The following is a 24,349-nucleotide window of genomic DNA, read 5'->3' on the forward strand; positions in this document are numbered from 1 at the left end:
GCATCTACACTTTTTTATAAAAAAGCTTGCGATTGCCTCTCAGCAGGTTACTATCGACTGAATAACTTGCTGATTTAGAATTTGATCCCGCTCACATGTTATCCTCTCAATCCCCCTCAATTTATACCGTTAGCCGCCTTAATCAGACGGTGCGTTTGCTGCTTGAGCAGGAAATGGGGCAGGTCTGGATCAGCGGTGAGATCTCTAACTTCACGCAGCCGTCCTCCGGCCACTGGTACTTTACGCTAAAAGACGATACCGCCCAGGTGCGCTGCGCGATGTTCCGCAACAGCAACCGCCGCGTCACGTTCCGCCCTCAGCACGGCCAGCAGGTTCTGGTGCGCGCCAATATCACCCTCTATGAGCCGCGCGGTGATTATCAAATTATCGTCGAGAGCATGCAGCCTGCGGGCGAAGGTCTGCTGCAGCAGAAGTATGAACAGTTAAAAGCCAGGCTCTCTGTCGAAGGATTGTTCGACCAGCAGTTCAAAAAGCCGCTGCCCTCGCCTGCCCACTGCGTGGGGGTGATTACCTCGAAAACCGGTGCGGCACTGCACGATATTTTGCACGTGCTGAAGCGTCGCGACCCTTCCCTGCCCGTCATCATCTACCCCACCGCCGTTCAGGGTGACGATGCGCCAGGACAGATAGTTCGCGCCATTGAGCTGGCGAACGCCCGTCAGGAGTGCGACGTCTTAATCGTCGGGCGCGGCGGCGGCTCGCTGGAGGATTTGTGGAGCTTTAACGACGAGCGCGTGGCGCGGGCAATCTTTGCAAGCGTTATCCCCGTGGTGAGCGCCGTCGGGCACGAAACAGACGTGACGATTGCCGATTTTGTCGCGGATCTGCGCGCGCCTACGCCGTCCGCGGCGGCGGAAGTGGTGAGCCGTAACCAGCTGGAGCTGCTGCGCCAGATTCAGAACGGCCAGCAGCGTCTTGAGATGGCGATGGACTACTTCCTTGCCAACCGTACCCGCCGCTTTACTCAGCTTCATCATCGTCTTCAGCAGCAGCACCCGCAGCTGCGTCTGGCGCGTCAGCAGACCGTGCTGGAGCGCCTGCGTCAGCGCATGAACGTTGCGGTGGACGCGCAGCTCAAGCGCGCGGTAGCGCGCCAGCAGCGCGTGACGCAGCGCCTGAACCAGCAGAATCCGCAGCCGAAAATTTATCGCGCGCAAACGCGCATTCAGCAGCTGGAGTATCGTCTGGCGGAAACTCTCCGGGCGCGTCTGAGCACCACCCGCGAACGTTTTGGCAACGCGGTGACCCATCTGGAAGCCGTGAGCCCCCTCTCCACGCTGGCGCGCGGCTATAGCGTGACGACGGCAGCGAACGGCAAAGTGCTGAAGCAAGCAAAACAGGTGAATACCGGTGATGTTCTTACCACCCGGCTGTCTGACGGCTGGGTAGAAAGCGAAGTGAAATCAATTAAACCGGTGAAAAAGACGCGTCAGCGCAAAACCGGATAATTCTTCGCCGGTTACTTACTATACTGCTGCTATTCCCTTTTTTAATAAGGAGAGCAGCATGTCCCATCTTCGTAGCGTTATTCCCCCTTATATTCTTCGTCGTATTATCGAAAGCGGTTCCGAGCCGCAGCAGCGCTGTGCCCGCCAGACCTTAACCCACGTCCAGACCCTGATGGCGCATATGCCGGGCAAACCCGCCGCGCCGCACGTGAATAAAGCCGGTCAGCTTGAGCGCGATATCTACGATGCGAAACAGACCCAGGAGCTGCCGGGTACGCAGGTGCGTTATGAGGGACAACCCTCCAACGGCGATGTGGCGGTGGATGAAGCCTATAACTATTTAGGTATCACCCATGATTTCTTCTGGAAAGAATATCAGCGTGATTCGCTCGATAATAAGGGGCTTATTTTGACCGGCACCGTTCACTACGGGCGGGAATATCAGAACGCCTTCTGGAACGGTCAGCAGATGGTGTTTGGCGACGGCGACGGGGAAATCTTTAACCGCTTTACGATTGCCATCGACGTGGTGGCGCACGAGCTGAGCCACGGCGTAACCGAGACCGAAGCCGGGCTCATCTATTTTGAGCAATCGGGCGCGCTGAACGAGTCCCTGTCAGACGTGTTTGGCTCGCTGGTGAAACAGTATCATCTGAAGCAAACCGCCGATAAAGCAGACTGGCTGATTGGTGAAGGGCTGCTGGCCGCGGGCATTAACGGCAAAGGGCTGCGCTCCATGTCTGAACCCGGCACCGCCTACGACGATCCTCTGCTAGGCAAAGACCCGCAGCCCGCGCATATGAAAGATTTCATCAAAACGCGCGAGGATAACGGCGGCGTACATCTTAACTCCGGCATCCCTAACCGGGCGTTTTATCTGGCCGCGACCGCAATCGGCGGCTATGCGTGGGAAAAAGCGGGTTATGCCTGGTACGACACGGTTTGCGATCGCAATCTGGCGCAGGATGCGGATTTTGATGCCTTTGCAAAACTGACGATAACGCACGGAGAGAAACGCTCCGGTAGCGACGTTGGGGCGGCAATAAAACAAGCCTGGGAACAGGTGGGAGTGCTGTAAATGCAGGTTCCGGAACTGACGGATGACGCCGTGGTTGAGCTGGCCCGGGAAGGCGGCGTCGCTTTTATTCCTAAGCTGAGCGGCCAGCGCACCATCGCGCTCTCCTCGCTCAATGAGGCCCAGCGCCAGCGTCTGGTGAGCATACTCGAGCAGGCCTTCCCGCGCGGCCAGCCGCCCGGACAAGTCTCTTCCCCCGGCAGCGGGGATCAGCGCTATTTCCGCATCCAGATTATCTGGACCGGACAAAATCAGGCGCACTACGCCGATATCATCGTGCTGGTACCTGAGCAGGAAGCGCCCGAGTCGCTGGTCGAGCTGTGGAAGAAAGGCGAAGGCTGCGTGTGTGATTAACCTTCGGCCGGGACAAACTCCACGCGCTTTTTAGAGATTAAGCCGTGGCCGTTCTGGCAGAAATAATCCACCGCCCCACAGGCTTTTAAGACCTGGAGTGGCTGATGGCACTCCGGGCAGCGGGCTTCGAGCGCAATATCTTTATTACAGCTGTCGCAGTGCGCCGCCCCGTTCAGGGGTTCAAGCTGTGCCTGGCAATCCGGGCAGGTAATGGTCATGGTGTCTCCTTCAGGGCGTTCTGGTCTGCGATAATTTTACCACGTCTTCAGTGCGGGCCACGCAACTGTTGCTGCAAGGTCAGCAGCAGCGCCACCTCCTCGATTCTGCGGCGCGTCGTGCGGCTCACCTCCTGCGGATCGCGTTCAAACAGGCTCTTTGCGCCAATAATGTGTTCGGCAAGACAGCGTTCATAGATCGTACCGGGGATATGCCAGCGCTGAGTATCCTTACCCTCAATCAGCTCCAGCACATCTTCCGCGCCGCGTCGGTCGTGGTTGATGATGCGCCCGTCGCGTAAATACACTCGTAAGCCCTTTTGTCCACCTGCAGGCCCCGCGTATTTGTTAAGCCAGATCTCCACTGGCACACCGCTGATGCTTCCCTGCAAGTGCGCCTCACCTTCCGCCGTGGTCAGGTCGCCTTTTGCAATATTACGGCCCAGGCGATCTTTGGCCGTGACGACCTGCAGCGTCATATCGTCATGGCCGCCAAGATAGCGCACCGTTTCGCGCAGCATCGCCAGCACGTGTGTACCGATATCCAGAATCACGCCGTCCGGATGGCGAAGCGTTCTCGTATCCGGTTCACCGGTCGCGAAATTGAGCGCGACAGGTTCCCCGGCGACGTTATACCCGCTCGGCTCCTGCAAAAAGCCTTCGATGCGAACGATGTCAGAAACATGGCCGACCAGTGAATGCTTCACCGTTTCGGTGCGCGCCATCCAGTGGTCGAGCGCCAGCACGCGGGATGCCACACCTGGCGTTGCCAGCAGCGCGTTGAGTTTTTCGATTTGAGGAAGCGTGGCGACAATCGGTTTTTCAATCACAATCCGCGGTACGGGTGAGGCAATCGCCTGCTCAAACACTGCAAGATGGTGCAGCGATGCGGTGGTGATAAACAGGGTATCCAGCGGGGTGGCTAAAAGCTCCGCAAGCGAGGCGCTGCGCGTAACGCCTTCGGGGTGCTTAGCGGGGAGAACATCGAAGCCGAAACAACGAACAGCGCCATCGAACAGGTTACGCAATGCGGGCAGATACGCTGTTTCCACTACCGCGCCAAGACCAACAAATCCTAACTGCATAGTTTCACCTCAGAAAATACCGTGCCGGGGCGTAACGCCTGCCCCGGCACACCGAGGTTTATGAGGCGCTAACTGCCGGTTTAGTCTGCACATTTTCCAGCATGCGGCGCACCGGAACAATGAGGACGATCAGCACTGCGGCACAAATCAGCAGCGCCATGGAGCAGCGCGCAAAGAGATCCGGCAGCATATCCAGCTGGTCGGCCTTCACGTGGCCGCCAATCAGGCCCGCCGCCAGGTTACCCAGCGCGCTGGCGCAGAACCACAGCCCCATCATCTGGCCGCGCATTCTCTCCGGTGCCAACAGGGTCATGGTCGCCAGACCGATCGGGCTCAGGCACAGCTCACCAAGCGTCAGCATCAGGATACTGCCCACCAGCCAGAACGGCGACACGCCCGCCCCGCCGTTGCTCAGCACGTTCTGTGCTGCCAGCATCATCAGGCCAAAGCCCCCTGCCGCACACAGAATACCAATTACAAACTTGGTGATGCTGCTCGGCCGAATGTTCATGCTCGCGAGCTTCGGCCATGCCCAGCTGAACACCGGGGCCAGCAGGATGATGAACAGGGCGTTGATCGACTGGAACCACACCGCCGGAATTTCAAAATCACCAATCATGCGGTTAGTGTAGTCGTTAGCAAACAGGTTGAACGAGGTTGGCTTCTGCTCAAACGCGGACCAGAAGAACGCGGCTGAGACCAGCAGAATAAAGCAGACCAGCAGCCTGGCGCGCTCTTTGCGGCTCAGGCCCGCGAAAATGAACAGGTAGATAAAGTAGAGGGCAACAGACGCCGCAATCACGTAGACCAGCACGCTGGCTACCGCGACCGGGTTAATGACAATCACGCCCTGCGCGATCAGCGTCACGAGCGTAGCCACGCCTGCCGCCAGCGCCAGCAGCCAAACGCCCACGCCGTTGCGCTTCACCACCGGGCTGTTCCATGTCGAGTCCAGACCGACTTCGCTGTCGTAGCGCTTCATCGCCGGAACGGCAAATACGCGGAAGATAATCAGCGCTACCAGCATCCCGATGCCGCCAATACCAAAGCCCCAGTGCCAGCCGTGGGTTTTAATCAGCCAGCCGGAAATCAGCGGGGCGATGAACGAGCCCATGTTGATGCCCATGTAGAACAGCGAGAAACCGCCGTCACGACGCGCATCGCCTTTTTTATACAGGGTTCCGACCATCACCGAGATGCAGGTTTTGAACAGGCCAGAGCCGAGCACGATGAACATCAACCCGATAAAGAACAGGTTATTGCCCATGATGGCCGACAGCGCGATCGACAGATGGCCGAGCGCGATCAGAATCGAACCGTACCATACGGCTCTCTGCTGGCCGAGCCAGTTATCCGCCAGCCAGCCGCCCGGCAGTGCGGCGAGATACATTGTGCCGGCAAAGATACCGACAATCGCCGAGGCGTTTTCGCGCGCCAGCCCCATCCCGCCGTCATAGACGGTGGCGGCCATAAACAGGATCAGCAGCGGGCGAATGCCGTAAAACGAGAAACGCTCCCACATCTCGGTAAAGAACAGCGAACCGAGCGGATACGGATGGCCGAAGAACGTTCGGCTCTCTTTTTGATTAACAGAGGATTGCATAATTCTCCCGAAAGGTATGTGTCGTGCTTGTAAACACCAGCAGGTACGCCGGTCAGTTACGTATCTGACCGATTTTTTACATGCGGCGAAAAGTTAGTTAACCATTTGATAACCAGTCGCTAGTTTTGTCTAGTACCGGACCCTGGACTTTAAGATGAAAATTCGACGATTGTCTACTTTCTTAGATTTAAACGTGGTTGAAAATGAATAGTGATTGACATCACACAGAGAAAACTGGCGGTATGATTTGGGCAAAAAAAAGCCCGCGATAAACGCGGGCCTTCGTGAGATCGGCAATGATTATTTGCTTTTCTTAATGTGCTTAATCAAACGCTTACGCTTACGCATCTGGTTTGGCGTCAGGGTGTTGCGCTTGTTGGCGAACGGGTTTTCCCCTTCCTTAAACTGGATGCGGATAGGCGTGCCCATCACGTCCAGCGATTTACGGAAGTAGTTCATCAGATAGCGCTTGTAGGAATCCGGCAGGTCTTTCACCTGGTTGCCGTGGATCACCACGATTGGCGGGTTATAGCCACCGGCGTGGGCATATTTCAGCTTCACGCGACGACCGCGAACCAGCGGCGGCTGGTGGTCTTCCGCAGCCATATTCATGATGCGGGTCAGCATGGCGGTGCTCTGACGACGAGTGGAACTGTCATACGCTTCACGCACGGATTCGAACAGGTTACCGACGCCGCTGCCATGCAGCGCAGAGATGAAGTGCACGCGGGCAAAGTCGATAAAGCCCAGACGGAAGTCCAGAGTCTCTTTCACCTGCTCGCGTACTTCATTGCTCAGGCCGTCCCACTTGTTGACCACGATAACCAGTGAGCGCCCACTATTGAGGATAAAGCCGAGCAGAGAGAGATCCTGATCGGAGATACCTTCGCGCGCGTCGATAACGAGCAGCACCACGTTGGCATCTTCAATTGCCTGCAGGGTTTTGATAACGGAGAATTTTTCCACCACGTCGGTGATTTTTCCGCGCTTGCGTACCCCGGCGGTGTCGATGAGGACATATTCACGTTCATCGCGCTGCATCGGGATGTAGATGCTGTCACGCGTAGTGCCCGGCATGTCGTAAACCACCACGCGCTCTTCACCCAGAATACGGTTAGTAAGTGTAGACTTACCTACGTTTGGACGGCCGACGATAGCCAGCTTGATCGGCAGATCCTGAGGGTTGAAGTCATCCTCAGGCGTTTCTTCTTCGCCTTCTTCACCGTCTTCGAACTGCGCCCAGTATGCGGCGTCTTCATCCACCTCTTCCGGCGGGTTCACTTCGTCCACCCACGGCAGCAGAACGGTTTCCAGCAGGCTGGTCACACCGCGGCCATGCGATGCCGCAATCGGGTGGATCTCCCCCATGCCCAGAGACCAGAAGTCCGCGATGGCCTGATCGGCATCGATGCCGTCAGTTTTGTTCGCCACCAGGAAAGTTGGCTTTTCGCGTGAACGCAGGTGCTTAGCGATAGCGGAGTCCGCCGGCATCAGGCCAGCGCGCGCATCCACCATGAACAGCACGACGTCCGCTTCTTCAATCGCCAGCAATGACTGTTCCGCCATGCGGGTTTCAACGCCGTCTTCTGTGCCATCGATACCGCCAGTATCAATACAGATGAACTCGCGTCCTTCCACCTCTGCACGACCGTACTTACGGTCACGCGTCAGCCCCGGGAAATCCGCAACCAGCGCATCACGGGTGCGTGTTAAACGGTTAAAAAGAGTGGATTTTCCAACGTTAGGGCGCCCGACAAGCGCGACCACAGGTACCATGTTTGAAGCCTCATAAAATTCAAATAAACGTCGCTTTCGCGGCGTTTTTAAAAATGTCAAAACGGCTCCTGAGTGAACAGGAGCCGTTTAGTATACTACAACCGCCGGGTAATTAACGCGTGATCGCGTACAGCGTGCCGTCTTTTGCCTGAATCAGCAGTTTGCCGTCAGCCACAACCGGGTCGGTCAGGAAGCCTGAACCGTCCACTTTCTGCTGTGCCACGAAGCGGCCATTCTCTGGATCGATCCAGTGCATATAGCCTTCGCTGTCGCCTACCACCAGGCTGCCGTTATACAGTACCGGAGCGGTCAGCAGACGATGCAGCAGGTCACTCTGTGTCCACAGCGTCACGCCGCCTTCGGTGCTCAGCGCCAGCAGGCGGTCGTTCTGGTCAACCATATAGATGCGGTTACCGTCCACGATGAAATCATTCACAGAGCCCAGCTCGCGTTTCCACATGATCTGGCCGCTGCGCAGGTCCAGCGCGGTCAGGTTGCCGTTATAGGCCAGCGCGTAAACCACACCGTCAACGATAACCGGCGTGGTGTCTACGTCGCTCAGACGGTCAATTTCCGTTGAGCCAGTGGCCTGAGAGATGCGCTGCTGCCAGATCATCTGGCCCTGCTGCATCAGCACGGCGCTCACGCGACCGTTGTCACCGCCCACAATGGCAGCGCCAAATGCGGTAGCCGGCGCAGATTCACCGCGCAGAGAGAGCGCTGGCATATCCAGGTTAACGGTCCATTTCACCAGACCGTCCGCTTCGTTCAGCGCCTGCAGCTGGCCGTTGCTGGTATGAATCAGCACCAGGCCGTCGCTCACCACAGGGCGAGACAGAGACTCACCGGCAACGGTCGTTTGCCAGGCAATGGAACCGTCGCTGCTGTTCAGCGCATACACCTGCGCCTTTTCGCTGCCCACGTACACATGACCACCGGAAACGGTCAGACCGCCAGACAGCAGTGCAGGTTTACGGGAGAACCAGCCGTCTTTTTCCGCCAGGTTAACGGACCAGACTTCTTTTCCATCATCGGCGTTGACCGCTTTCACGGTACCTTTACGGTCAGCGGCATAGACAACGCTGTCGGCATAGGCCGGATGAAGGTTGGAATAAAAATCACCAATCCCACTGCCCACGGAGACATCCCACGCGGTGGATGGGGTAAACTGGTTTTCAACCGTCGGCAGTGGGGACATTTTCACAACGTCTTCTTCGCCACTGAACAGTGAACAACCACTCAATAACGTAACAGAAAGCAGTCCTGGCAGAAGTAATTTACGCAATTGCATCGGGTCCCTCTCAGACGGACAAATTATTTATTTTCATCTGCATCATTTCGCTCAGCGCAGGTGACGCTTTGCTCTCTACGCCAGCTTGCCACGCTTTACGCGCGCCCGCTTTGTCACCTTTGCTCAGCAGTGCTTCACCGCGCAGATCGGCAACGATGGCAGCAAAACCTTCGCCTTTGATGGTATCGAGCGTTTTCAGCGCGTCGTCAGCTTTTTTCTGCTGAACCTGAATACGTGCCAGGCGCAGATTGATCACTGCCTTCAGATTTTCATCGCTGGCAGCAGCAAGGCCCTGAGACAGCTGAGCAGCGGCTTTATCCAGTTCGTTCTTATCAACATACTGCTGAGCCACTTCCAGTGCAGCCAGCGCACCGTAGGTGTTTTTGTTGTCGGCGGCAAATTTCTCTGCCGCAACCAGCGTTTGCGGCTGATCGGCCCGAAGCGCGCTAACGGTATTTTCATAGGACAGAGACGCGCCGCGCGCGGAATCCGCCTGATGATTGTTCCAGTAACGCCAGCCAACCAGCGCACCCACACCTAAAATTACCCCAACAACCAGCGCTTTGCCGTTTTCAGCAAAGAAGCGTTTAATCGCGTCGACCTGATCGTGTTCGTTCTCGTACATTTCCACGCCGTCTTTCTCCTTAGCCCAATAGAGTGCGCAAGTGCGCCGCAACGCCGTCCTGCGTTACCGTTGTCTGCTCACCAGAGCGCAGGTCTTTTACTACCACTTCGCCGTTAGCCACTTCGGACTCGCCCAGCACCAGTGCAATACTTGCGCCCCACTTATCGGCACGAGCAAACTGTTTTTTGAAGTTGCCGCCGCCATGGTTGGTCATTAGCTTAACGCCCGGCAGCGCATCACGCACGCGTTCGGCAAGCTGCATCGCCGCAGACTGCGTTTCCGCGCCTGAAGCCACCAGGTATATATCGACAACGGAATCTGCTTTAAATTCCGGATTAACTGCCTGAACCAGCAAAACAAGTCGTTCAAGACCCATCGCGAAGCCAACCGCAGGGGCCGCACGGCCACCCAGTTGCTCAACCAGACCATCATAACGGCCGCCGGCACATACGGTACCCTGCGAACCGAGGCTGGTGGTTACCCACTCAAACACGGTGCGGTTGTAGTAATCCAGACCGCGCACCAGACGCTGGTTCACGGTGTAGGCAATGCCCGCCGCTTCGAGCAGCTTGCACAGACCGGTAAAGTGTTCGCGAGACTCGTCGTCCAGGTAGTCACCCAGCGCAGGAGCATCGTTCAGCAGCGCCTGGACATCAGGGTTTTTGGAATCCAGCACGCGCAGCGGGTTGCTGTACATGCGACGTTTGCAGTCTTCGTCCAGCTTCTCTTTGTGCTGTTCCAGGAACGCCACCAGCGCATCGCGGTAGTTAGCTCGCGCTTCCAGAGAACCGATTGAGTTCAGTTCCAGGGAGACATGATCGGCGATACCGAGCGCGCGCCACCAGCGGGCGGTCAGCATAATCAGTTCGGCGTCGATGTCCGGGCCCTGCAGGCCAAAGACTTCCACGCCCAGCTGGTTGAACTGGCGATAACGACCTTTCTGCGGACGTTCGTGGCGGAACATCGGGCCGATATACCACAGGCGCTGCTCCTGATTGTACAGAAGACCATGTTCGATGCCGGCGCGTACGCAGCCCGCCGTACCTTCCGGACGCAGGGTCAGGCTGTCGCCGTTGCGGTCCTCAAAGGTGTACATCTCTTTTTCAACCACGTCGGTCACTTCACCGATCGCGCGTTTGAATAACGGGGTCTGCTCTACAATCGGCAAACGGATTTCACTGTAACCGTAGCTGCCGAGCACCTGCTTCAGCGTGCCTTCAATGCGCTGCCAGATGGCGGTTTCGCCAGGCAGGTAATCGTTCATGCCGCGGATGGCTTGAATGTTTTTTGCCACGTTTATTCTCTTTCTATATACAAAAAAAACCCAAAGAATGGGTTCAATCATACATGGGAAGCGGCATGCTTCCCATCACGTTATTTTTCAACCTGCTGAACGCTGATACGCTGTGTTTCGTCCATCATCGCGGCTTTGGCGCGGATGCGGGCTTCAAGCTGGTCGATCATGTCGCTATTATCCAGACGATCTTTACGAACGCCATCTTCATAGAGACCACTTTTCTTGTTACCGCCGGTTACGCCCAGGGTTGACACCAGCGCTTCACCCGGACCGTTCACCACGCAGCCGATGATGGAGACGTCCATTGGGGTGATGATGTCTTCCAGACGCTGCTCCAGGGCATTCACCGTGCCGATCACGTCAAATTCCTGACGTGAGCATGTTGGGCAGGCAATGAAGTTGATCCCACGCGAACGAATGCGCAGTGACTTCAGGATATCAAAACCGACCTTGATCTCTTCGACCGGATCGGCCGCCAGCGAGACGCGCAGGGTGTCGCCGATCCCTTCAGAGAGCAGCAGCCCCAGGCCGATCGCCGATTTTACAGAACCGCTACGCAGGCCGCCCGCTTCGGTGATCCCTAGGTGCAGAGGCTGCTCGATCTGTTTTGCCAGCAGGCGGTAAGATTCCACTGCGAGGAACACGTCGGACGCTTTTACGCTGACTTTAAACTGATCGAAGTTAAGACGATCGAGATGATCGACGTGACGCATCGCGGATTCGAGCAGCGCCTGAGGCGTAGGCTCGCCGTATTTTTCCTGCAGATCTTTTTCCAGGGAACCGGCGTTTACGCCGATACGGATAGGAATATTTTTGTCGCGGGCGCAGTCCACAACCATGCGGATACGCTCTTCGTTACCGATGTTGCCCGGGTTAATACGCAGGCAATCAACGCCGTATTCGGCGACTTTCAGCGCGATACGGTAGTCGAAGTGGATGTCTGCAACCAGCGGAACGCTGACCTGCTGTTTGATCAGTTTGAACGCCTCAGCGGCATCCATAGTGGGCACGGAGACGCGAACAATGTCCGCGCCTACACGCTCTAATGCTTTGATTTGGTTGACCGTCGCTTCCACGTCCGTGGTGCGCGTATTGGTCATCGACTGGACGGCGATAGGTGCCCCATCGCCGACTGGCACATTCCCAACGTAAATCCGTTTCGATTTTCTACGTTGAATCGGAGCCTGGTTATGCATGAAAAATCTCCCGCGTTGCCCGTCTGTTACTGTGCTGCTGATTGTTCGGCATTAACGGTAAGACGTGCAACCTGGTTAGTTCTGATAAAGCGGCTCAGGTCGACAGGTTTTCCTTGATACTGGATCTGTACCGCCGCCGGAGCGCCAATTTTAAGCTTATAAGGAGCCTGACCGACCAGATTTAAATTGCCATCTTTACGCTGCAGGCCGCTGAAGAGCTTTTTACCTGTCGCGTCTGTCACTTCCAGCCAGCAGTCAGCCGTGAAGTTCATCACCAGCGCGTTTGGATCGGCGGCTGGCGCGGCTGTTGCCGCCGGGTCGGTCGGCAGGGACGCCGCGGTATTGTCCGCAGGCTGAGTCGCTGCCGGGGCGTTCATCGCAGTATCGACATTTGCCTGAGAAGGCGCGACGACCGCGTTTTGATCCTGGGCCTGCGGCGTAGCGGTGTTAGCCGTAGCGGCCGGAGCCTGTGCTGCATCGGTCGCCGGAGCCGTTGTTTGCGGCTCGCTTGAGGTCGCTGCACCCTCGGTGTTCAGCGGGACGCTCTGGGCACCACCGTTGCTCGCCTGATTGAGTTCGGCGGAGGATTGATCGGCCATGGTGGAGATCTCTTCCTGCTGTGCCTTGTGGTTCTGCCACCACCACGCGCCGGTCAGACCGACAACCACAAACAGCACCAGCCAGGTAAAGCTCATCAGCCAGCCATCACGTTTTTTACGGCGTTTCCCCAGGGAGAAGCTTTGCATCGGGGCAACTTTTGCTGCACGAACCGGTGCCTGCTTCTCCATCATTGGCAGTAATTCGTTTTCGGGGATGTGCACCAGCTTTGCGTAAGAGCGGATATAACCGCGCAGAAATGTTGAAGCCAGATCGGCAGGCGCCTTATCTTCTTCAATATCGCGAACCGTGGAAACCTTCAGGCACAAGCGTTCTGCAACGGCTTGCTGGCTGAGTCCGAGTTGTTCACGGGCGTTGCGAAGACGAACGCCAGTGGAGAGTGCTTCATGTTGGTCGTGAGTGGCTTCAGTATTCATTCGCTACAACTACTGGTACGTGAAAAAAAGGGTTCAGGTGCCGGTGAGTCACAATGCCACCCGCACCGCGAAACTTCAGGTCAGTTAACCTTGAACAGACAGTATAAGACTGTCAGCCCGGAGATGACAGTACAGCCCTGCCCGAACGGCTAAACTGTTGTTACGTCGTTACATACTGCCCGAAAGTCGGATGAAACGCACCGTAATTATTGATCAGTCATCACGAATCTGACTGATTATTCAATAAGATTAAGCATCACGGCGCAGATAATGCGCCGTGAGTGCATAATAATCAAACAGCTTTGACCGCAATCGTCTCGCCCTGCATGCGTTTACGCAGGGTACGTTTGGTACGGTCAATGACGTCGCCTGCCAACTGTCCGCACGCAGCATCAATATCATCACCACGGGTTTTACGGACGATGGTGGTGAAACCATACTCCATCAGCACCTTGGAGAAACGGTCGATACGGCTGTTCGAGCTACGGCCATACGGTGCGCCCGGGAACGGGTTCCACGGAATCAGGTTGATTTTGCATGGCGTATCTTTCAGCAGCTCAGCCAACTGATGCGCGTGTTCGGTACCGTCGTTGACGTGGTCAAGCATCACGTACTCGATGGTAACGCGGCCCTGGTTGGCGTTGGATTTCTCCAGGTAGCGACGCACGGCAGCGAGGAAGGTTTCGATATTGTACTTTTTGTTAATCGGTACAATTTCGTCACGGATTTCATCGTTTGGCGCGTGCAGGGAGATAGCCAGCGCAACGTCAATCATGTCACCGAGCTTGTCCAGCGCAGGCACAACGCCTGAGGTAGACAGCGTCACGCGACGCTTGGACAGGCCAAAACCGAAGTCATCCAGCATGATCTCCATCGCCGGCACCACGTTGGTCAGGTTCAGCAGCGGTTCACCCATCCCCATCATCACCACGTTGGTGATCGGACGCGTACCGGTCACTTTCGCTGCGCCAACGATCTTCGCGGCACGCCAGACCTGACCGATGATTTCAGACACGCGCAGGTTACGGTTAAACCCTTGCTGAGCGGTAGAGCAGAATTTGCACTCCAGCGCACAGCCCACCTGAGAAGAGACGCACAGCGTGGCGCGATCTTCTTCCGGGATGTAGACGGTTTCAACACGCTGATCGCCTACCGCAATCGCCCATTTGATGGTGCCGTCCGCCGAGCGCTGCTCTTCCACCACTTCCGGTGCGCGGATTTCAGCCACTTCTTTGAGCTTGTTGCGCAGCACTTTGTTGATGTCAGTCATCTCATCAAAGTTGTCGCTGCAGTAGTGGTACATCCACTTCATGACCTGATCGGCACGAAACGGCTTCTCACCCATATCTTTAAAGAACTCGCGCATCTGCTGACGGTTCAGGTCCAGCAGGTTAATTTTTCCATTTTTATTGGGAACCGCAGGAATGGCGACTTCGGAGGTATTCACTAGTTCAGACATAATTTTTTCCGGCCTCGTTGTTACACGTTGTGGCCCATGGAGGGTTGAATAGAAACGCCCCGGAAAGCTGTCTGCTCGTCCGGGGCGTTGCATTGTACAAAGTCTGGCGCAGGGATGCCACGTCTGGACGTGGCATTTACGAAAATAATGTGTAAACGAAACCGTTAAATTAACGGGTACGTGGACACACTTCGCCTTCAGCGAAGAAGAACGCGATTTCGCGCGCAGCAGATTCAACAGAGTCGGAACCGTGGGTGCCGTTCTCGGTGAAGCTGTCCGCGTAGTCAGCGCGCAGGGTACCCGCCAGCGCGTTGTCCGGGTTGGTTGCACCCAGCAGATCGCGGTGACGCTGTACTGCGTTTTCGCCTTCCAGCACGGATACCACGATTGGACCGGAGGTCATGAACTCAACCAGGCCATCAAAGAATGGACGACCTTCGTGCTCAGCGTAGAAACCACGAGCCTGCTCAACGGTCAGGTGCAGCATTTTGGTGCCAACGATCTTAAACCCTGCTGATTCAAAGCGAGCGAAGATGCTGCCAATAACGTTTTTTGCCACCGCGTTTGGTTTGATGATGGAAAAAGTACGTTCAATAGCCATGATAACCTCTGTCAATGTTCTGTTGTTTTGCATACCGGAGTATGGTGTGGCGCGGATTATAATGAGCAATAGCGCCATTGCCTATGGATTCAGGTAACATTTTTTTAAAATAAGACGAGTTTTAGCAACAGCTCACATCTGAACGCTGTTTTAAGGTCACTGCAGCGTAAAATTCACCGTCGCAACCTGCCCGGTCTCATCCATAACGAGTAACTGATAATCGCCCGGTTTATCAAGCTGTAATGTGTAAACCCGTCCTTTCACACTCAGCGGTTCACCGTTCAAAAACCACCAGCGCTCGCCGCTGTTGCCGGTCGCCTGAAGCGGCAGCGAAACGCGGGACTCCCCCGGCAGACGTTTTATGACGGCCCCTTCGCGCACGCCGGTCAGGATGAGTGGCGCAGGTGCATCCTGCGAGAGCGGAGGACAGATTGTTGATGAAGTCGGGACCCGTACCGCACGACGCTCGGTCGCAGGCAGCCACGGCTCCAGCGGCAGCGGCCAGACATCGAGGACTTTTTCCGTTGCATCAGGGCAATCTGCCGCCACACGCTTGCCCGTTTTATCCACCCAGACCGGGAAACGAATGCCGCGAATGCCTTCCTGTTCGGGCAATAGCAGAGTAGGGGGTTCACTCCCTTCCAGCAGCCAGGTCGACAGACGACGTCGACAGTTTTCACTCCCTTCCGGCAGCGACTGACCGCCAGGCCAACAGATCACGCCCCGCCCGACGCTTTCCGGGCGCGGATCGCGCGGCAGGCGGGCCTCGTCTATGGTCGAGCGTGACTGAAGCAGGTTATTCACCTGGTTTAATAGCGGAACCGCGCTGGCAAAACCAAACTGCCCCGCTACGGGCGTGCCGTCCGGTCGTCCTGTCCAGATACCTATTACGTAACGGGCATTCAGACCGATGGCCCAGGCATCACGGTAGCCGTAGCTGGTGCCCGTTTTCCACGCCAGTGGCGCAATTTGCGGCAGCGCGCTGTCCGGCAGCGGCTGCGCCTCGTTCGCCAGAATACGGCGAATAATCCACGCCGAGCCCGGCGATAACAGCGGGCGTTCAGTCAGCGGGTCGACCGGCTGTAAGCGCAGCCGCCCCGCCTTGCCATGCCTTGCAAAGGCGCTGTACGCGGCGGCGATATCCGCCAGCCTCGCGCCTGCGCCACCCAGGATCAGCGACAGATTCGGCTGCGCTCCGGCAGGCAGGATCAGCGGCAGCCCGGCATTGCTCAGCATCCCGGCAAAGCGTTTTGGCCCGTAGGCTTCCAGCACCTGTACCGCTGGCAGGTTGAGGGAGCGCACCAGCGCTTCACTCATGCTGACCGGCCCGTGGAACCCGCTGTCAAAATTTCCCGGGCGATAATCGCCGGTTTTTCTGGGCACGTCCTGAAGCAGCGAGGCGGGATGGATCAGGCCATCGTCCAGCGCCATACCGTAGATAAAGGGCTTTAATACCGATCCCGGAGATCGGATCGCGTTAACCATATCCACGTGGCTAAAACGCGTGTCGTCGTTGATATCTACCGAGCCAACCCAGCCGCGCACCTTCATGTCGGTATGATCGACTACGATCATCGCCAGCGAGCTGCGTGCCGGCAGGCGGGATTTCCAGTTCATCGCCAGCTCTTCCAGCTGCCGTTGCAGTCCGGCATCCAGCGTGGTGACAATCTTTGTGTCGCGACTTTTGCCAAGCATCATGCGTGCAAAAAGCGGCGCCAGCTGCGGCATCTGCCGGGGAGCCAGCCATACCGGCTCTTCACGGGACTCTTTCACCTGCTTTGCTGACCAGACGCCCTGGGTCACCATGCGGTCGAGCACTTTGTTGCGTGCCGCTTCGGCCCGCTCCGGCCAGCGGTCCGGGCGCAGGCGGCTTGGCGCCTGCGGCAGTACCGCCAGCAACGCCGCGTCGGAATAGCTCAGCTGCGAAGGGGGTTTCCCAAGATAGGTCCAGCTCGCCGCCCCCACGCCCTGCAGCGTGCCGCCAAACGGGGCGCGGTTGAGATAAAGCGTAAGAATGTCACGTTTAGAGAGATGCCACTCCAGCTGCATCGCCCGCCATAGCTGGCGAATTTTGCCGCCAAAGGTGCGCGGATGCGGATCCAGCAGGCGCGCAACCTGCATGGTAAGCGTGCTTCCTCCCGAAACCACTCTTCCGGAGGTGAGATCCTGCCAGGCGGCGCGCAGGACAGAGAGCGGGTTTACGCCTGGATGATCCCAGAACCAGCGATCTTCGTACTGGATCAGAGCCTCAAGGTAGCGCGGAGAAACGTCTTCAATGGTAACCGGATAGCGCCAGATACCGTCGCTATCGGCAAAACGCCAGAGCGGCGCGCCCTTCTCGTCCACCACGACTCGTGCAGGGTTAACCTCTTTCAGAGGCAACGGCCACAGGCGGTCGGCGGCGATAATCAGCCCCCATAAAACGAGAAGCGCTCCCGCCAGCCAGAGCCAGCGGGAGCGTGTCAGACGTGCTCCCGGCATGTTACGGAACAACGATCAGCGGGCCGCTGGCCGCACCCGTTGCCCGCCACTGCGGAACGTACATAGACTCCACCATCGGCACCGGTACCTGGTAGGTTCCCGGCGTCACGGCGCGTGCCAGATAGACCAGTGTGACCGGCTGACCTTCGTTTACCGGCACGGCAGCCACAAAGCGGTCATCGCGGAACTCCATATGCTGAATATCCGCCTGCTGCATCTGGCTGAGCAGGTTCTGCACTTCGCTACCGCTATCCTGCAGGCTAGCGCTGCTGCTCGCCAGATTCTGGTTTTCCAGCTCCAGACCTGCCGGGAGGAGATCCACTACCAGCGCATCCGGCACGTTTTGGCTGGCTTTCACTTCAAGCCAGACCAGCACCAGCTCACCGCTCTTCAGCGAAGAGAGCGATTTGCTGCTGCCATCGGTTGCCAGGATATGACGTTCAACCTGCAGCACGTTAGCGCTCGGCTGAGGGGCATATTCCGGATAGCCGGTGCTGTCCAGACGTACCCACAGCGGTGCCGTGCCGGTATTGGTTACCTGCAGCGCACCGAGCTGGTCGCCGCTCACGTTTTGTACCTGCGCCTTATCCCCGCCTGATGCGATATCAGACAGGGAGGTTTTCGCCTGCCAGGCACCTGACAAGGTTTGCAGCGAACGTCCGGCCAGGAACAGCGCGTTGCTTTCCTGAGTAGACAGCCAGCGCTGGCTGAAAGCCTGTTCAGACAACGCATTCAACAGCGTATTTTGCGCATCCGGCAGCAGCTTGTACTCTTCCAGCAGGGAGAGCATCAGGGCATTATCGCGCAACTGACTGCCGTAATCGGCCATCCAGTTTTTGCTGTCGTTGCGCGGCGTTTTAAGTGCCAGATCCAGCGCCTGCTGGCTGCGCGGCGCATCGCCCATCAGTTTAAGCGCCATGCCCAACTGCATCAGCGGCAGCCCGGAGGCGGCCTGAGCGTGACGCTCCCAGATTTCACGCAGCGCACCGAGCGGCGCTTTTTGCTGACGCGCCAGCACCAGCGAGGCATAAGCCTGCACGGCAAATTTGCTGGCCTGAGTATCATCGCTATAGCGAATGGACATCATGCCCGGATCCTGAAGGTAGCGCAGCAGACGGTTGTTGGCATTGTTCACCGCATCGGCAGGTACGCTATAGCCCTGCTCACCCGCGCGCACCAGGAAGTCAGTCACATAGGCGGTCAGCCAGTACTCTTCCGGGCCGTTTTTATCCCACAAGGCAAAACCGCCATCATCACGCTGCATCTGCAGCAGACGGGAGATCCCGACATCAATGGCAGCACGGCGCTTGTCATCGGTATCTCCTTTGATGCCAAGCGCGGTAAGCTGCGCCGCGTTGGTATAGAGAGACGGGAACAGGCCGCTGGTGGTTTGTTCCAGGCAGCCATACGGATACGCCTGTAGTTCGCGGATGTAGCGCGCCAGGTTGAGCGGTGGTTTACCGCTCAGCAGCAGTTGCCCCTGCAGAGTGGCAGGAGAGAATCCATTGCTATGCTGTGCCGGCGCGGTCCAGGACTCGCCAGGGTTCAGCATGGCACCGGTATTGACCGTCTGCGCCGGGAACGCCGGACGAATGCCGATTTTCCAGCTCTTCTGCTGCGGGGCAAAGGTTTCGCCAGGAAGCTCCAGACCGGTAACCTGTGCCGTCACCTCACCGTTTCCATACCCCTCCAGTGCACGCACCGGAATAAACAGGGTGCTGCGCCCGCCCGGAGGCAACTGAACCGGCTGCGGCTGTGCGCCTTCCAGTGACAGCTTGCCTGTCGCGCGCAGGGCAACCTTCAGCGTTTGCGGTTTGTCGGTCAGGTTGGTGAGATCCAGCGTCAGCCGTGAGGTATCTCCACTTGCCAGGAAGCGCGGCGTATTAAGCTCGGTAATAACCGGCGCGGCCACCACAACCTTGCTTTCGCTGCTGCCGAAGTCATCTTCCGTCCAGGCCTGCGCCATCAGGCGCAGCTCGCCGTTGAAATCACCAATCGGCAGCGTGATAGTGCCTTCTCCGTTGGCATCCAGCGTAACCGGCTGAGCCTGCTGGGCAATAATGGTGACGTGGTTCACAGGCGGTTTACCGCCGCGCTTGAGTTCATCGCCGTCACCACCGAAACGCAGCGCGGCCATACGGCCCTGCCCTTCAATGACCTGGCCGTAGATATCGTAGATATCCGCGCCGTAGCGTTTCTGGCCAAAGAAAGCCTGCCACGGATCCGGCGTGACGTAATCGGTAATGTTCAGCACGCCGCTGTCCACCGCCGAGACTAGCACGTTCACTTTCTGCGGAACTGCCCCCTCTTTCACGCTGGCCTTCACCTTCACGGAGAGCGTCTGGTTTGGACGCATTTTCTGCGGGTTATCCAGCGCTATGTTCAGGCGACGATTTTCGTCGCCCATCGGCAGATGCAGCAGTCCAACCGCGCGCTTCGGCGTAGCGGATTTGGATTTATCGCCAGGACGCACCACCAGCGCGCTGAGGTAGAGATCGTGCCGTTTCCAGGCCTTATCCACCGGAATGGAGAGATCCAGACCGTTTGCCGGTACGTCGATCTCTTTCCACCACAGCGGCCCTTCGCTGGACTCAATCATGGCATAGCCCTTGCCTGCGGCCGGCGCTGCAATGTGCAGCTGGATGGTATCGCCTGGCTGATAGGCCGGTTTATCCAGTTTCAGCGTCACGCGGTCAGGGCGTGCTGCTCCCGTGCCGTCGCTGTTATCCTGCCAGCTGTAGCCCGCCCAGAAGCGCACGCTGCTGACCATTTCATCAGGCGCTTTCACTTCCAGACGGTATGAGCCCCACTCCACCGGGAAGGTGACTTTTCCGGTTTCATCGGCCTTAAGGCTAAGCGCCTGCTCGCCTTCGACCAGGTCTTTCTGATCAAACTGAGACTGCCAGCCTTCGCTCTCAGACCAGTTCCAGAAGTAGTCACGTCGCTCGCGGATCAGGCGAACCTGCAAGCCGGAAACCGCTTTTTTCGCGCCGCTGGCATCGGCATAAACAATATCAAAGGTGGCGTTGCCGTTTTCATCGACAATCGGCTGGTTGACGGTGGTATCGGTACGGTAGTCGTAAACCGCTTTACTGGCGAACTGCGGGCGGATCCCCGGCAGCTCCGCCGCCGGCCATATGGCCTGCTCAGCGCGACGCGTTACCGGACGTCCACCCGACTCCAGCAGGCTGGCCTGCAGAATCAGCTGCAGCGGCGAGTGTACCTCTTTCCACTGGCTTTCGGTGGTCACCTGCCCGCGCCCCTGCTCATCCAGCGTAAGCTGTACTTCATCCAGGCTGCGGCTCAGGTTTTCCTCAGCAATATCACCGAACTGGAAGCCCGGCAGCGCAGTAACCGCCTCGCGCAACGGACGCAGGAAAAGCTGGCCCTGCAGCGAGTTGCCGTTGGCCGGTGCGCCATAGAGGTAATAGCCCACAACGTTAAAGTCCACGTTATCCTGCGGGGAAACCGGTGCTTTTTGTCCCGTCAGGTTCAGCGCCATACGCTCAGGCATAAAATCTTCAACGTGGAAGTCCCACATGCGCTGCAGGTTATCGCCCGTGTTGGCACGAATATGCCACATGCCGGTCTGCGCGCCGCTATCCAGCGGATAATTGAAGCGGTAGAGGCCGTTCTCAGGCTGAACAACGATAGTACGTGCCACCTGGCCGTCCGGGCGCAGCACGTCAAGCTTCACGGGCTGGTCGGGAAGCGGTTTTCCGTCGCTGTCGCGCAGTAAGCCGTTGAGAATCACCGTTTCACCCGGACGATAGAGATCGCGCGGGCCAAACATAAAGAATTGCTTGCTGTATCCCGGGTTACCGGCAATATCGAACTCCGCCAGATCCAGCGCCGGAAGCTTGAGGTCAAGCAGCGTGGTCTGGCCGTCTTTGCTGGCCAGAATAAGCGCGGCTTCTTTATCGGTTTCAAGCTTCGCATGACCGTCGGCGTCGCTGCTCGCCTCGGCAAGCGTCTGCCCTTTATCATTTAACAGCGTGACGGTGACACCGGACTGCGCCGCACCGTTTTCCAGGCTCTGGGTGAAGATGTCCAGCCGGTTATGATAGCGGTGAGCGGACAAACCGATATCGCTCAGGGTAAAGGGTGTTGCGGCATTGCTGTAGCTGTAATGCCCGGCCTGGTTCATAACGGCAATATAGACGCCGGACTGCTGAAGCGGCTTGATATCCTTCAGCGGCAGGAGCAGTTTTTCGCGCGTGTTGCGCGCCGGATTGAGGTCAAAGCGACCGGTATAGACCAGCTCCGCCATCTTCAGCAGATTGTCTGATTCCCAGTTGGTCAGCGAGTTACGGTATTCCCACTGGCTGACAAACGAGGCCAGCGATTCCGGCTTCACGCGGTAGAAATTAACGTCCACATTGTTGACGTTAAGCGCCATCACCGGCAGACCTTCCACTACCTTACCCGGCAGCAGCGAGCCGCGGCTGGCAAAACCGACCGTCGGTTCTACATCCCGGGTGGTCAGGGCTTTTTCATAATCAATGCCAAAGGTCGCTTTGTTCAGCGCCACCAGGCCACGATCCACGGTGATGACCAGGTTTCGGTTAGGCTCCAGATGACGCAGGCGAAGCTCTTTCAGGCCAGGCGCAAGTTCCCACGCCCCGTCAACCTTGCCGCTTTTCTTATCCACGACATGCACCGTTTTGGCGAAATCCTGATTCGGATCCAGCGGTACAGAGAAGGTCAGCACCAGCGTGGCGGCACCGTCGAGCTGAACTTCCGAGGCATCAAGCAGGGTCAGCGCTTTTCCCTGACTCTGGGCGGCCATTTTAGCCAGCGTTTCAGCATCGGGCTTTTCTGCGGCTTTCGGTGTTGATGCAGTAGACGCTGCTGGCGCAGCAGCCTGAGGCTTATCATCGCTGTTATCACAGCCGACAAGCGTAAACGTGGTGAGCAGCGCGAGAGAGATCGCGGCTAAGCGAAACGGTTTCATCCTTTGTCCCTGGCCTGAGAGGGGGCCTGTTGGTCGTCGTCCGAATAAGTATTATCCGCAAGTTTCGTTAATACAAAAAGTCCAATTTTAGAATCTGGAAAGCGCCTCGCAGGATGGCATTCCCCCGTTACACTGGGATGTAACCGCGATCACAGCACATAACGTCACATGTTACCTTTCACGTCATTTGTTTTTAAAACAAGAAGATAGCTGGATAAGCTCGCCTGAAGACTGCTAGCTTTATGACCATGACGCACCCCGAGTGCGCGGTTCAAAAAGAGAGAAAGCTATGAAACGAGCCGTGAACGCCCTACAAAATTTCGGAAAATCATTGTACGGACCGGTACTTATCTTACCGATCGTCGGTCTGTTTATCGCCTTTGGTAACGTGCTGGGTAACGGTAACCTCGCAGAATACCTGCCTTTTCTCGGGCATCCCCTTATTCAGAATATTGGCCAGCTGATCGCCAAGTCTGCCGTGTCGGTGCTGGTCAACCTGGCGCTGGTGTTTGCCGTCGGGATCCCGATTGGTCTGGCGACGCGCGATAAAGGCTACGCGGCGCTGATTGGGCTGGTGACCTTCGTGGTGTTTATCAATGCCATGAACGTCACGCTGCAGCTACAGGGCGAGCTGGCCCCTGCTGAGCAGATGAAAGCCGCGGGTCAAAGCATGGTGCTGGGCGTGCAGGTGCTGGAGATGGGCGTGTTCGCCGGGATCCTGACCGGGGCGCTATCCGGTTATCTGTATAACAAATACTCCGGCATACAGTTTAACGGCGCGATGGCGATTTACTCCGGACACTGCTTTGTGGCGATTGTCATGTTGCCCGTCTCTATGCTGCTCGGCGTGGTAATGAGCGAACTCTGGCCGTACGCTCAGCACGGCATTAGCGCGCTGGCGCTGGCTATTAAAGGCTCCGGCCCGCTCGGCGTAGCCATTTACGGTTTCCTTGAGCGCATTCTTGTGCCGACAGGCCTGCATCATCTGGTTTATACGCCGTTCCTCTATACCGAACTGGGCGGTACGCAGGAGGTGTGCGGCGCAACCTATCAGGGCGCGCGCAATATCTACTTCGCCGAGATGGCCTGCCCGGACGTGAAGCAGCTCAGCAGCACGGTAGTGTGGGACGCGCGCGGCATCAGCAAGATGTTCGGCCTGCCTGCCGCCGCGCTGGCAATGTACATGACCGCAAAGCCCGAGCGTAAAGCCATTGCGAAAGCGATTCTGATCCCGGCGGCGCTGACCTCACTGCTGGTCGGCGTGACCGAGCCGATTGAGTTCTCCTTCCTGTTCGTCGCCCCGCTGCTGTTCGTGGTGCATGCGGTGCTGACCGGCATCGGCATGATGCTGTTCTCGCTGCTGGGCGTTCACGCCATCGGCGCCAACGGGATTATCGACTTCATCCTCTACAACCTGCCGCTCGGCACGGAGAAGTCCAACTGGCCGATGTACATCGTGGTCGGGCTGATCGTGTTTGCCCTCTACTTCGTGGTGTTCCGCTTCCTGATCCTGCGCTTCAACATGAAAACGCCGGGCCGTGAGGATGAAGATCAGGAGACACGCCTCTACAGCAAGCAGGAGTACCAGGCGAAAGGCAACAACGACGGGCTGGGCGAGTCCATCGTGGTGGGCCTGGGCGGCCGGGAAAATATTGAGGTTGTGGATAACTGCTACACCCGCTTACGCGTCACGGTGAAGGACGTCGCCATCATCGACGAGCCTCGCCTGAAGGCGACCGGTGCGAAAGGGGTTATCAAACAAGGTAACAACGTTCAGGTGGTCTACGGGCTGCATGTCAAAAAAATGCGAGAAGCCGTTGAGACGTTTCTCTGA

At 57.4% G+C, this 24,349-nt stretch carries 17 protein-coding genes; 4 read left to right on the top strand and 13 right to left on the bottom strand.

Features of this window, described 5'->3' with window-relative positions:
• Positions 1–95: 95 nt before the first annotated feature.
• From xseA to HBM95_17010, 3 genes are read left to right on the top strand one after another with little or no spacing between them, the layout of a single operon-like run.
• Positions 96–1,469, top strand: coding sequence for an exodeoxyribonuclease VII large subunit (gene xseA, locus HBM95_17000; protein NIH44618.1), 1,374 nt, complete (start codon positions 96–98; stop codon positions 1,467–1,469).
• A gap of 58 nt (positions 1,470–1,527) precedes the next feature.
• Positions 1,528–2,547 (top strand): peptidase M4 family protein, encoded by a 1,020-nt coding sequence (locus HBM95_17005; protein NIH44619.1) that lies wholly within the window; start codon positions 1,528–1,530, stop codon positions 2,545–2,547.
• Positions 2,548–2,898 carry a hypothetical protein gene (locus HBM95_17010; GenBank protein NIH44620.1) on the top strand — a complete coding sequence of 117 codons (351 nt, stop codon included), beginning with the start codon at positions 2,548–2,550 and terminating at the stop codon, positions 2,896–2,898.
• Here the strand turns inward: HBM95_17010 and HBM95_17015 are convergent.
• The 13 genes from HBM95_17015 to HBM95_17075 form a co-directional block, all read right to left on the bottom strand.
• Positions 2,895–3,116: a hypothetical protein gene (locus tag HBM95_17015; protein ID NIH44621.1), complete on the bottom strand. Its 222-nt coding sequence runs from the start codon at positions 3,114–3,116 to the stop codon at positions 2,895–2,897. The two genes, HBM95_17010 and HBM95_17015, sit on opposite strands and share 4 nt — an antisense overlap.
• Positions 3,117–3,163: 47 nt before the next feature.
• The gene (locus HBM95_17020) at positions 3,164–4,198 is read right to left on the bottom strand and encodes an oxidoreductase (GenBank protein ID NIH44622.1); all 1,035 of its coding nucleotides are present in this window, start codon (positions 4,196–4,198) and stop codon (positions 3,164–3,166) included.
• Positions 4,199–4,256: 58 nt separating this feature from the next.
• A complete protein-coding gene (locus HBM95_17025) occupies positions 4,257–5,801 on the bottom strand; it encodes a peptide MFS transporter (protein NIH44623.1) in 1,545 nt (514 codons plus the stop codon).
• Positions 5,802–6,101: 300 nt separating this feature from the next.
• A complete protein-coding gene (gene der / locus HBM95_17030) occupies positions 6,102–7,577 on the bottom strand; it encodes a ribosome biogenesis GTPase Der (protein ID NIH44624.1) in 1,476 nt (491 codons plus the stop codon).
• A gap of 112 nt (positions 7,578–7,689) precedes the next feature.
• Positions 7,690–8,868 (bottom strand): outer membrane protein assembly factor BamB, encoded by a 1,179-nt coding sequence (bamB, locus tag HBM95_17035; protein NIH44625.1) that lies wholly within the window; start codon positions 8,866–8,868, stop codon positions 7,690–7,692.
• Between the two features lie 10 nt (positions 8,869–8,878).
• Entirely contained in the window at positions 8,879–9,499 is a 621-nt protein-coding gene (locus tag HBM95_17040; protein ID NIH44626.1) for a YfgM family protein, read from the bottom strand.
• 13 nt (positions 9,500–9,512) lie between these two features.
• A complete protein-coding gene (gene hisS / locus HBM95_17045; GenBank protein NIH44627.1) occupies positions 9,513–10,787 on the bottom strand; it encodes a histidine--tRNA ligase in 1,275 nt (424 codons plus the stop codon).
• Positions 10,788–10,867: 80 nt separating this feature from the next.
• On the bottom strand, positions 10,868–11,986 hold the full coding sequence (ispG, locus tag HBM95_17050) for a flavodoxin-dependent (E)-4-hydroxy-3-methylbut-2-enyl-diphosphate synthase (protein NIH44628.1): 1,119 nt from the start codon (positions 11,984–11,986) through the stop codon (positions 10,868–10,870).
• 26 nt (positions 11,987–12,012) lie between these two features.
• Entirely contained in the window at positions 12,013–13,020 is a 1,008-nt protein-coding gene (gene rodZ, locus HBM95_17055) for a cytoskeleton protein RodZ (protein NIH44629.1), read from the bottom strand.
• A 292-nt stretch (positions 13,021–13,312) separates the two neighbouring features.
• Positions 13,313–14,479, bottom strand: coding sequence for a bifunctional tRNA (adenosine(37)-C2)-methyltransferase TrmG/ribosomal RNA large subunit methyltransferase RlmN (gene trmG/rlmN / locus HBM95_17060; GenBank protein ID NIH44630.1), 1,167 nt, complete (start codon positions 14,477–14,479; stop codon positions 13,313–13,315).
• 169 nt (positions 14,480–14,648) lie between these two features.
• A complete protein-coding gene (ndk, locus tag HBM95_17065) occupies positions 14,649–15,080 on the bottom strand; it encodes a nucleoside-diphosphate kinase (GenBank protein ID NIH44631.1) in 432 nt (143 codons plus the stop codon).
• A 156-nt stretch (positions 15,081–15,236) separates the two neighbouring features.
• Complete coding sequence (pbpC, locus tag HBM95_17070; protein ID NIH44632.1) at positions 15,237–17,561, bottom strand: peptidoglycan glycosyltransferase PbpC; 2,325 nt, start codon at positions 17,559–17,561, stop codon at positions 15,237–15,239.
• Between the two features lies 1 nt (position 17,562).
• The gene (locus HBM95_17075; protein NIH44633.1) at positions 17,563–22,515 is read right to left on the bottom strand and encodes an alpha-2-macroglobulin family protein; all 4,953 of its coding nucleotides are present in this window, start codon (positions 22,513–22,515) and stop codon (positions 17,563–17,565) included.
• 289 nt (positions 22,516–22,804) lie between these two features.
• Here HBM95_17075 and HBM95_17080 point away from each other — a divergent pair, with 289 nt between their 5' ends.
• On the top strand, positions 22,805–24,349 hold the full coding sequence (locus HBM95_17080; GenBank protein NIH44634.1) for a PTS transporter subunit EIIC: 1,545 nt from the start codon (positions 22,805–22,807) through the stop codon (positions 24,347–24,349).

This window comes from Enterobacter asburiae (assembly GCA_011754535.1).
Classification (GTDB): domain Bacteria; phylum Pseudomonadota; class Gammaproteobacteria; order Enterobacterales; family Enterobacteriaceae; genus Enterobacter; species Enterobacter cloacae_N.

Bases quoted from the DNA above. Each gene is read 5' to 3' on its own strand.
- trmG/rlmN (NIH44630.1), bottom strand. From the start codon at position 14,479: ATGTCTGAACTAGTGAATACCTCCGAAGTCGCCATTCCTGCGGTTCCC.
- HBM95_17010 (NIH44620.1), top strand. From the start codon at position 2,548: ATGCAGGTTCCGGAACTGACGGATGACGCCGTGGTTGAGCTGGCCCGG.
- HBM95_17080 (NIH44634.1), top strand. From the start codon at position 22,805: ATGAAACGAGCCGTGAACGCCCTACAAAATTTCGGAAAATCATTGTAC.
- HBM95_17005 (NIH44619.1), top strand. From the start codon at position 1,528: ATGTCCCATCTTCGTAGCGTTATTCCCCCTTATATTCTTCGTCGTATT.
- ispG (NIH44628.1), bottom strand. From the start codon at position 11,986: ATGCATAACCAGGCTCCGATTCAACGTAGAAAATCGAAACGGATTTAC.
- bamB (NIH44625.1), bottom strand. From the start codon at position 8,868: ATGCAATTGCGTAAATTACTTCTGCCAGGACTGCTTTCTGTTACGTTA.
- ndk (NIH44631.1), bottom strand. From the start codon at position 15,080: ATGGCTATTGAACGTACTTTTTCCATCATCAAACCAAACGCGGTGGCA.
- xseA (NIH44618.1), top strand. From the start codon at position 96: ATGTTATCCTCTCAATCCCCCTCAATTTATACCGTTAGCCGCCTTAAT.
- HBM95_17075 (NIH44633.1), bottom strand. From the start codon at position 22,515: ATGAAACCGTTTCGCTTAGCCGCGATCTCTCTCGCGCTGCTCACCACG.
- pbpC (NIH44632.1), bottom strand. From the start codon at position 17,561: ATGCCGGGAGCACGTCTGACACGCTCCCGCTGGCTCTGGCTGGCGGGA.
- rodZ (NIH44629.1), bottom strand. From the start codon at position 13,020: ATGAATACTGAAGCCACTCACGACCAACATGAAGCACTCTCCACTGGC.
- HBM95_17020 (NIH44622.1), bottom strand. From the start codon at position 4,198: ATGCAGTTAGGATTTGTTGGTCTTGGCGCGGTAGTGGAAACAGCGTAT.
- HBM95_17015 (NIH44621.1), bottom strand. From the start codon at position 3,116: ATGACCATTACCTGCCCGGATTGCCAGGCACAGCTTGAACCCCTGAAC.
- der (NIH44624.1), bottom strand. From the start codon at position 7,577: ATGGTACCTGTGGTCGCGCTTGTCGGGCGCCCTAACGTTGGAAAATCC.
- HBM95_17025 (NIH44623.1), bottom strand. From the start codon at position 5,801: ATGCAATCCTCTGTTAATCAAAAAGAGAGCCGAACGTTCTTCGGCCAT.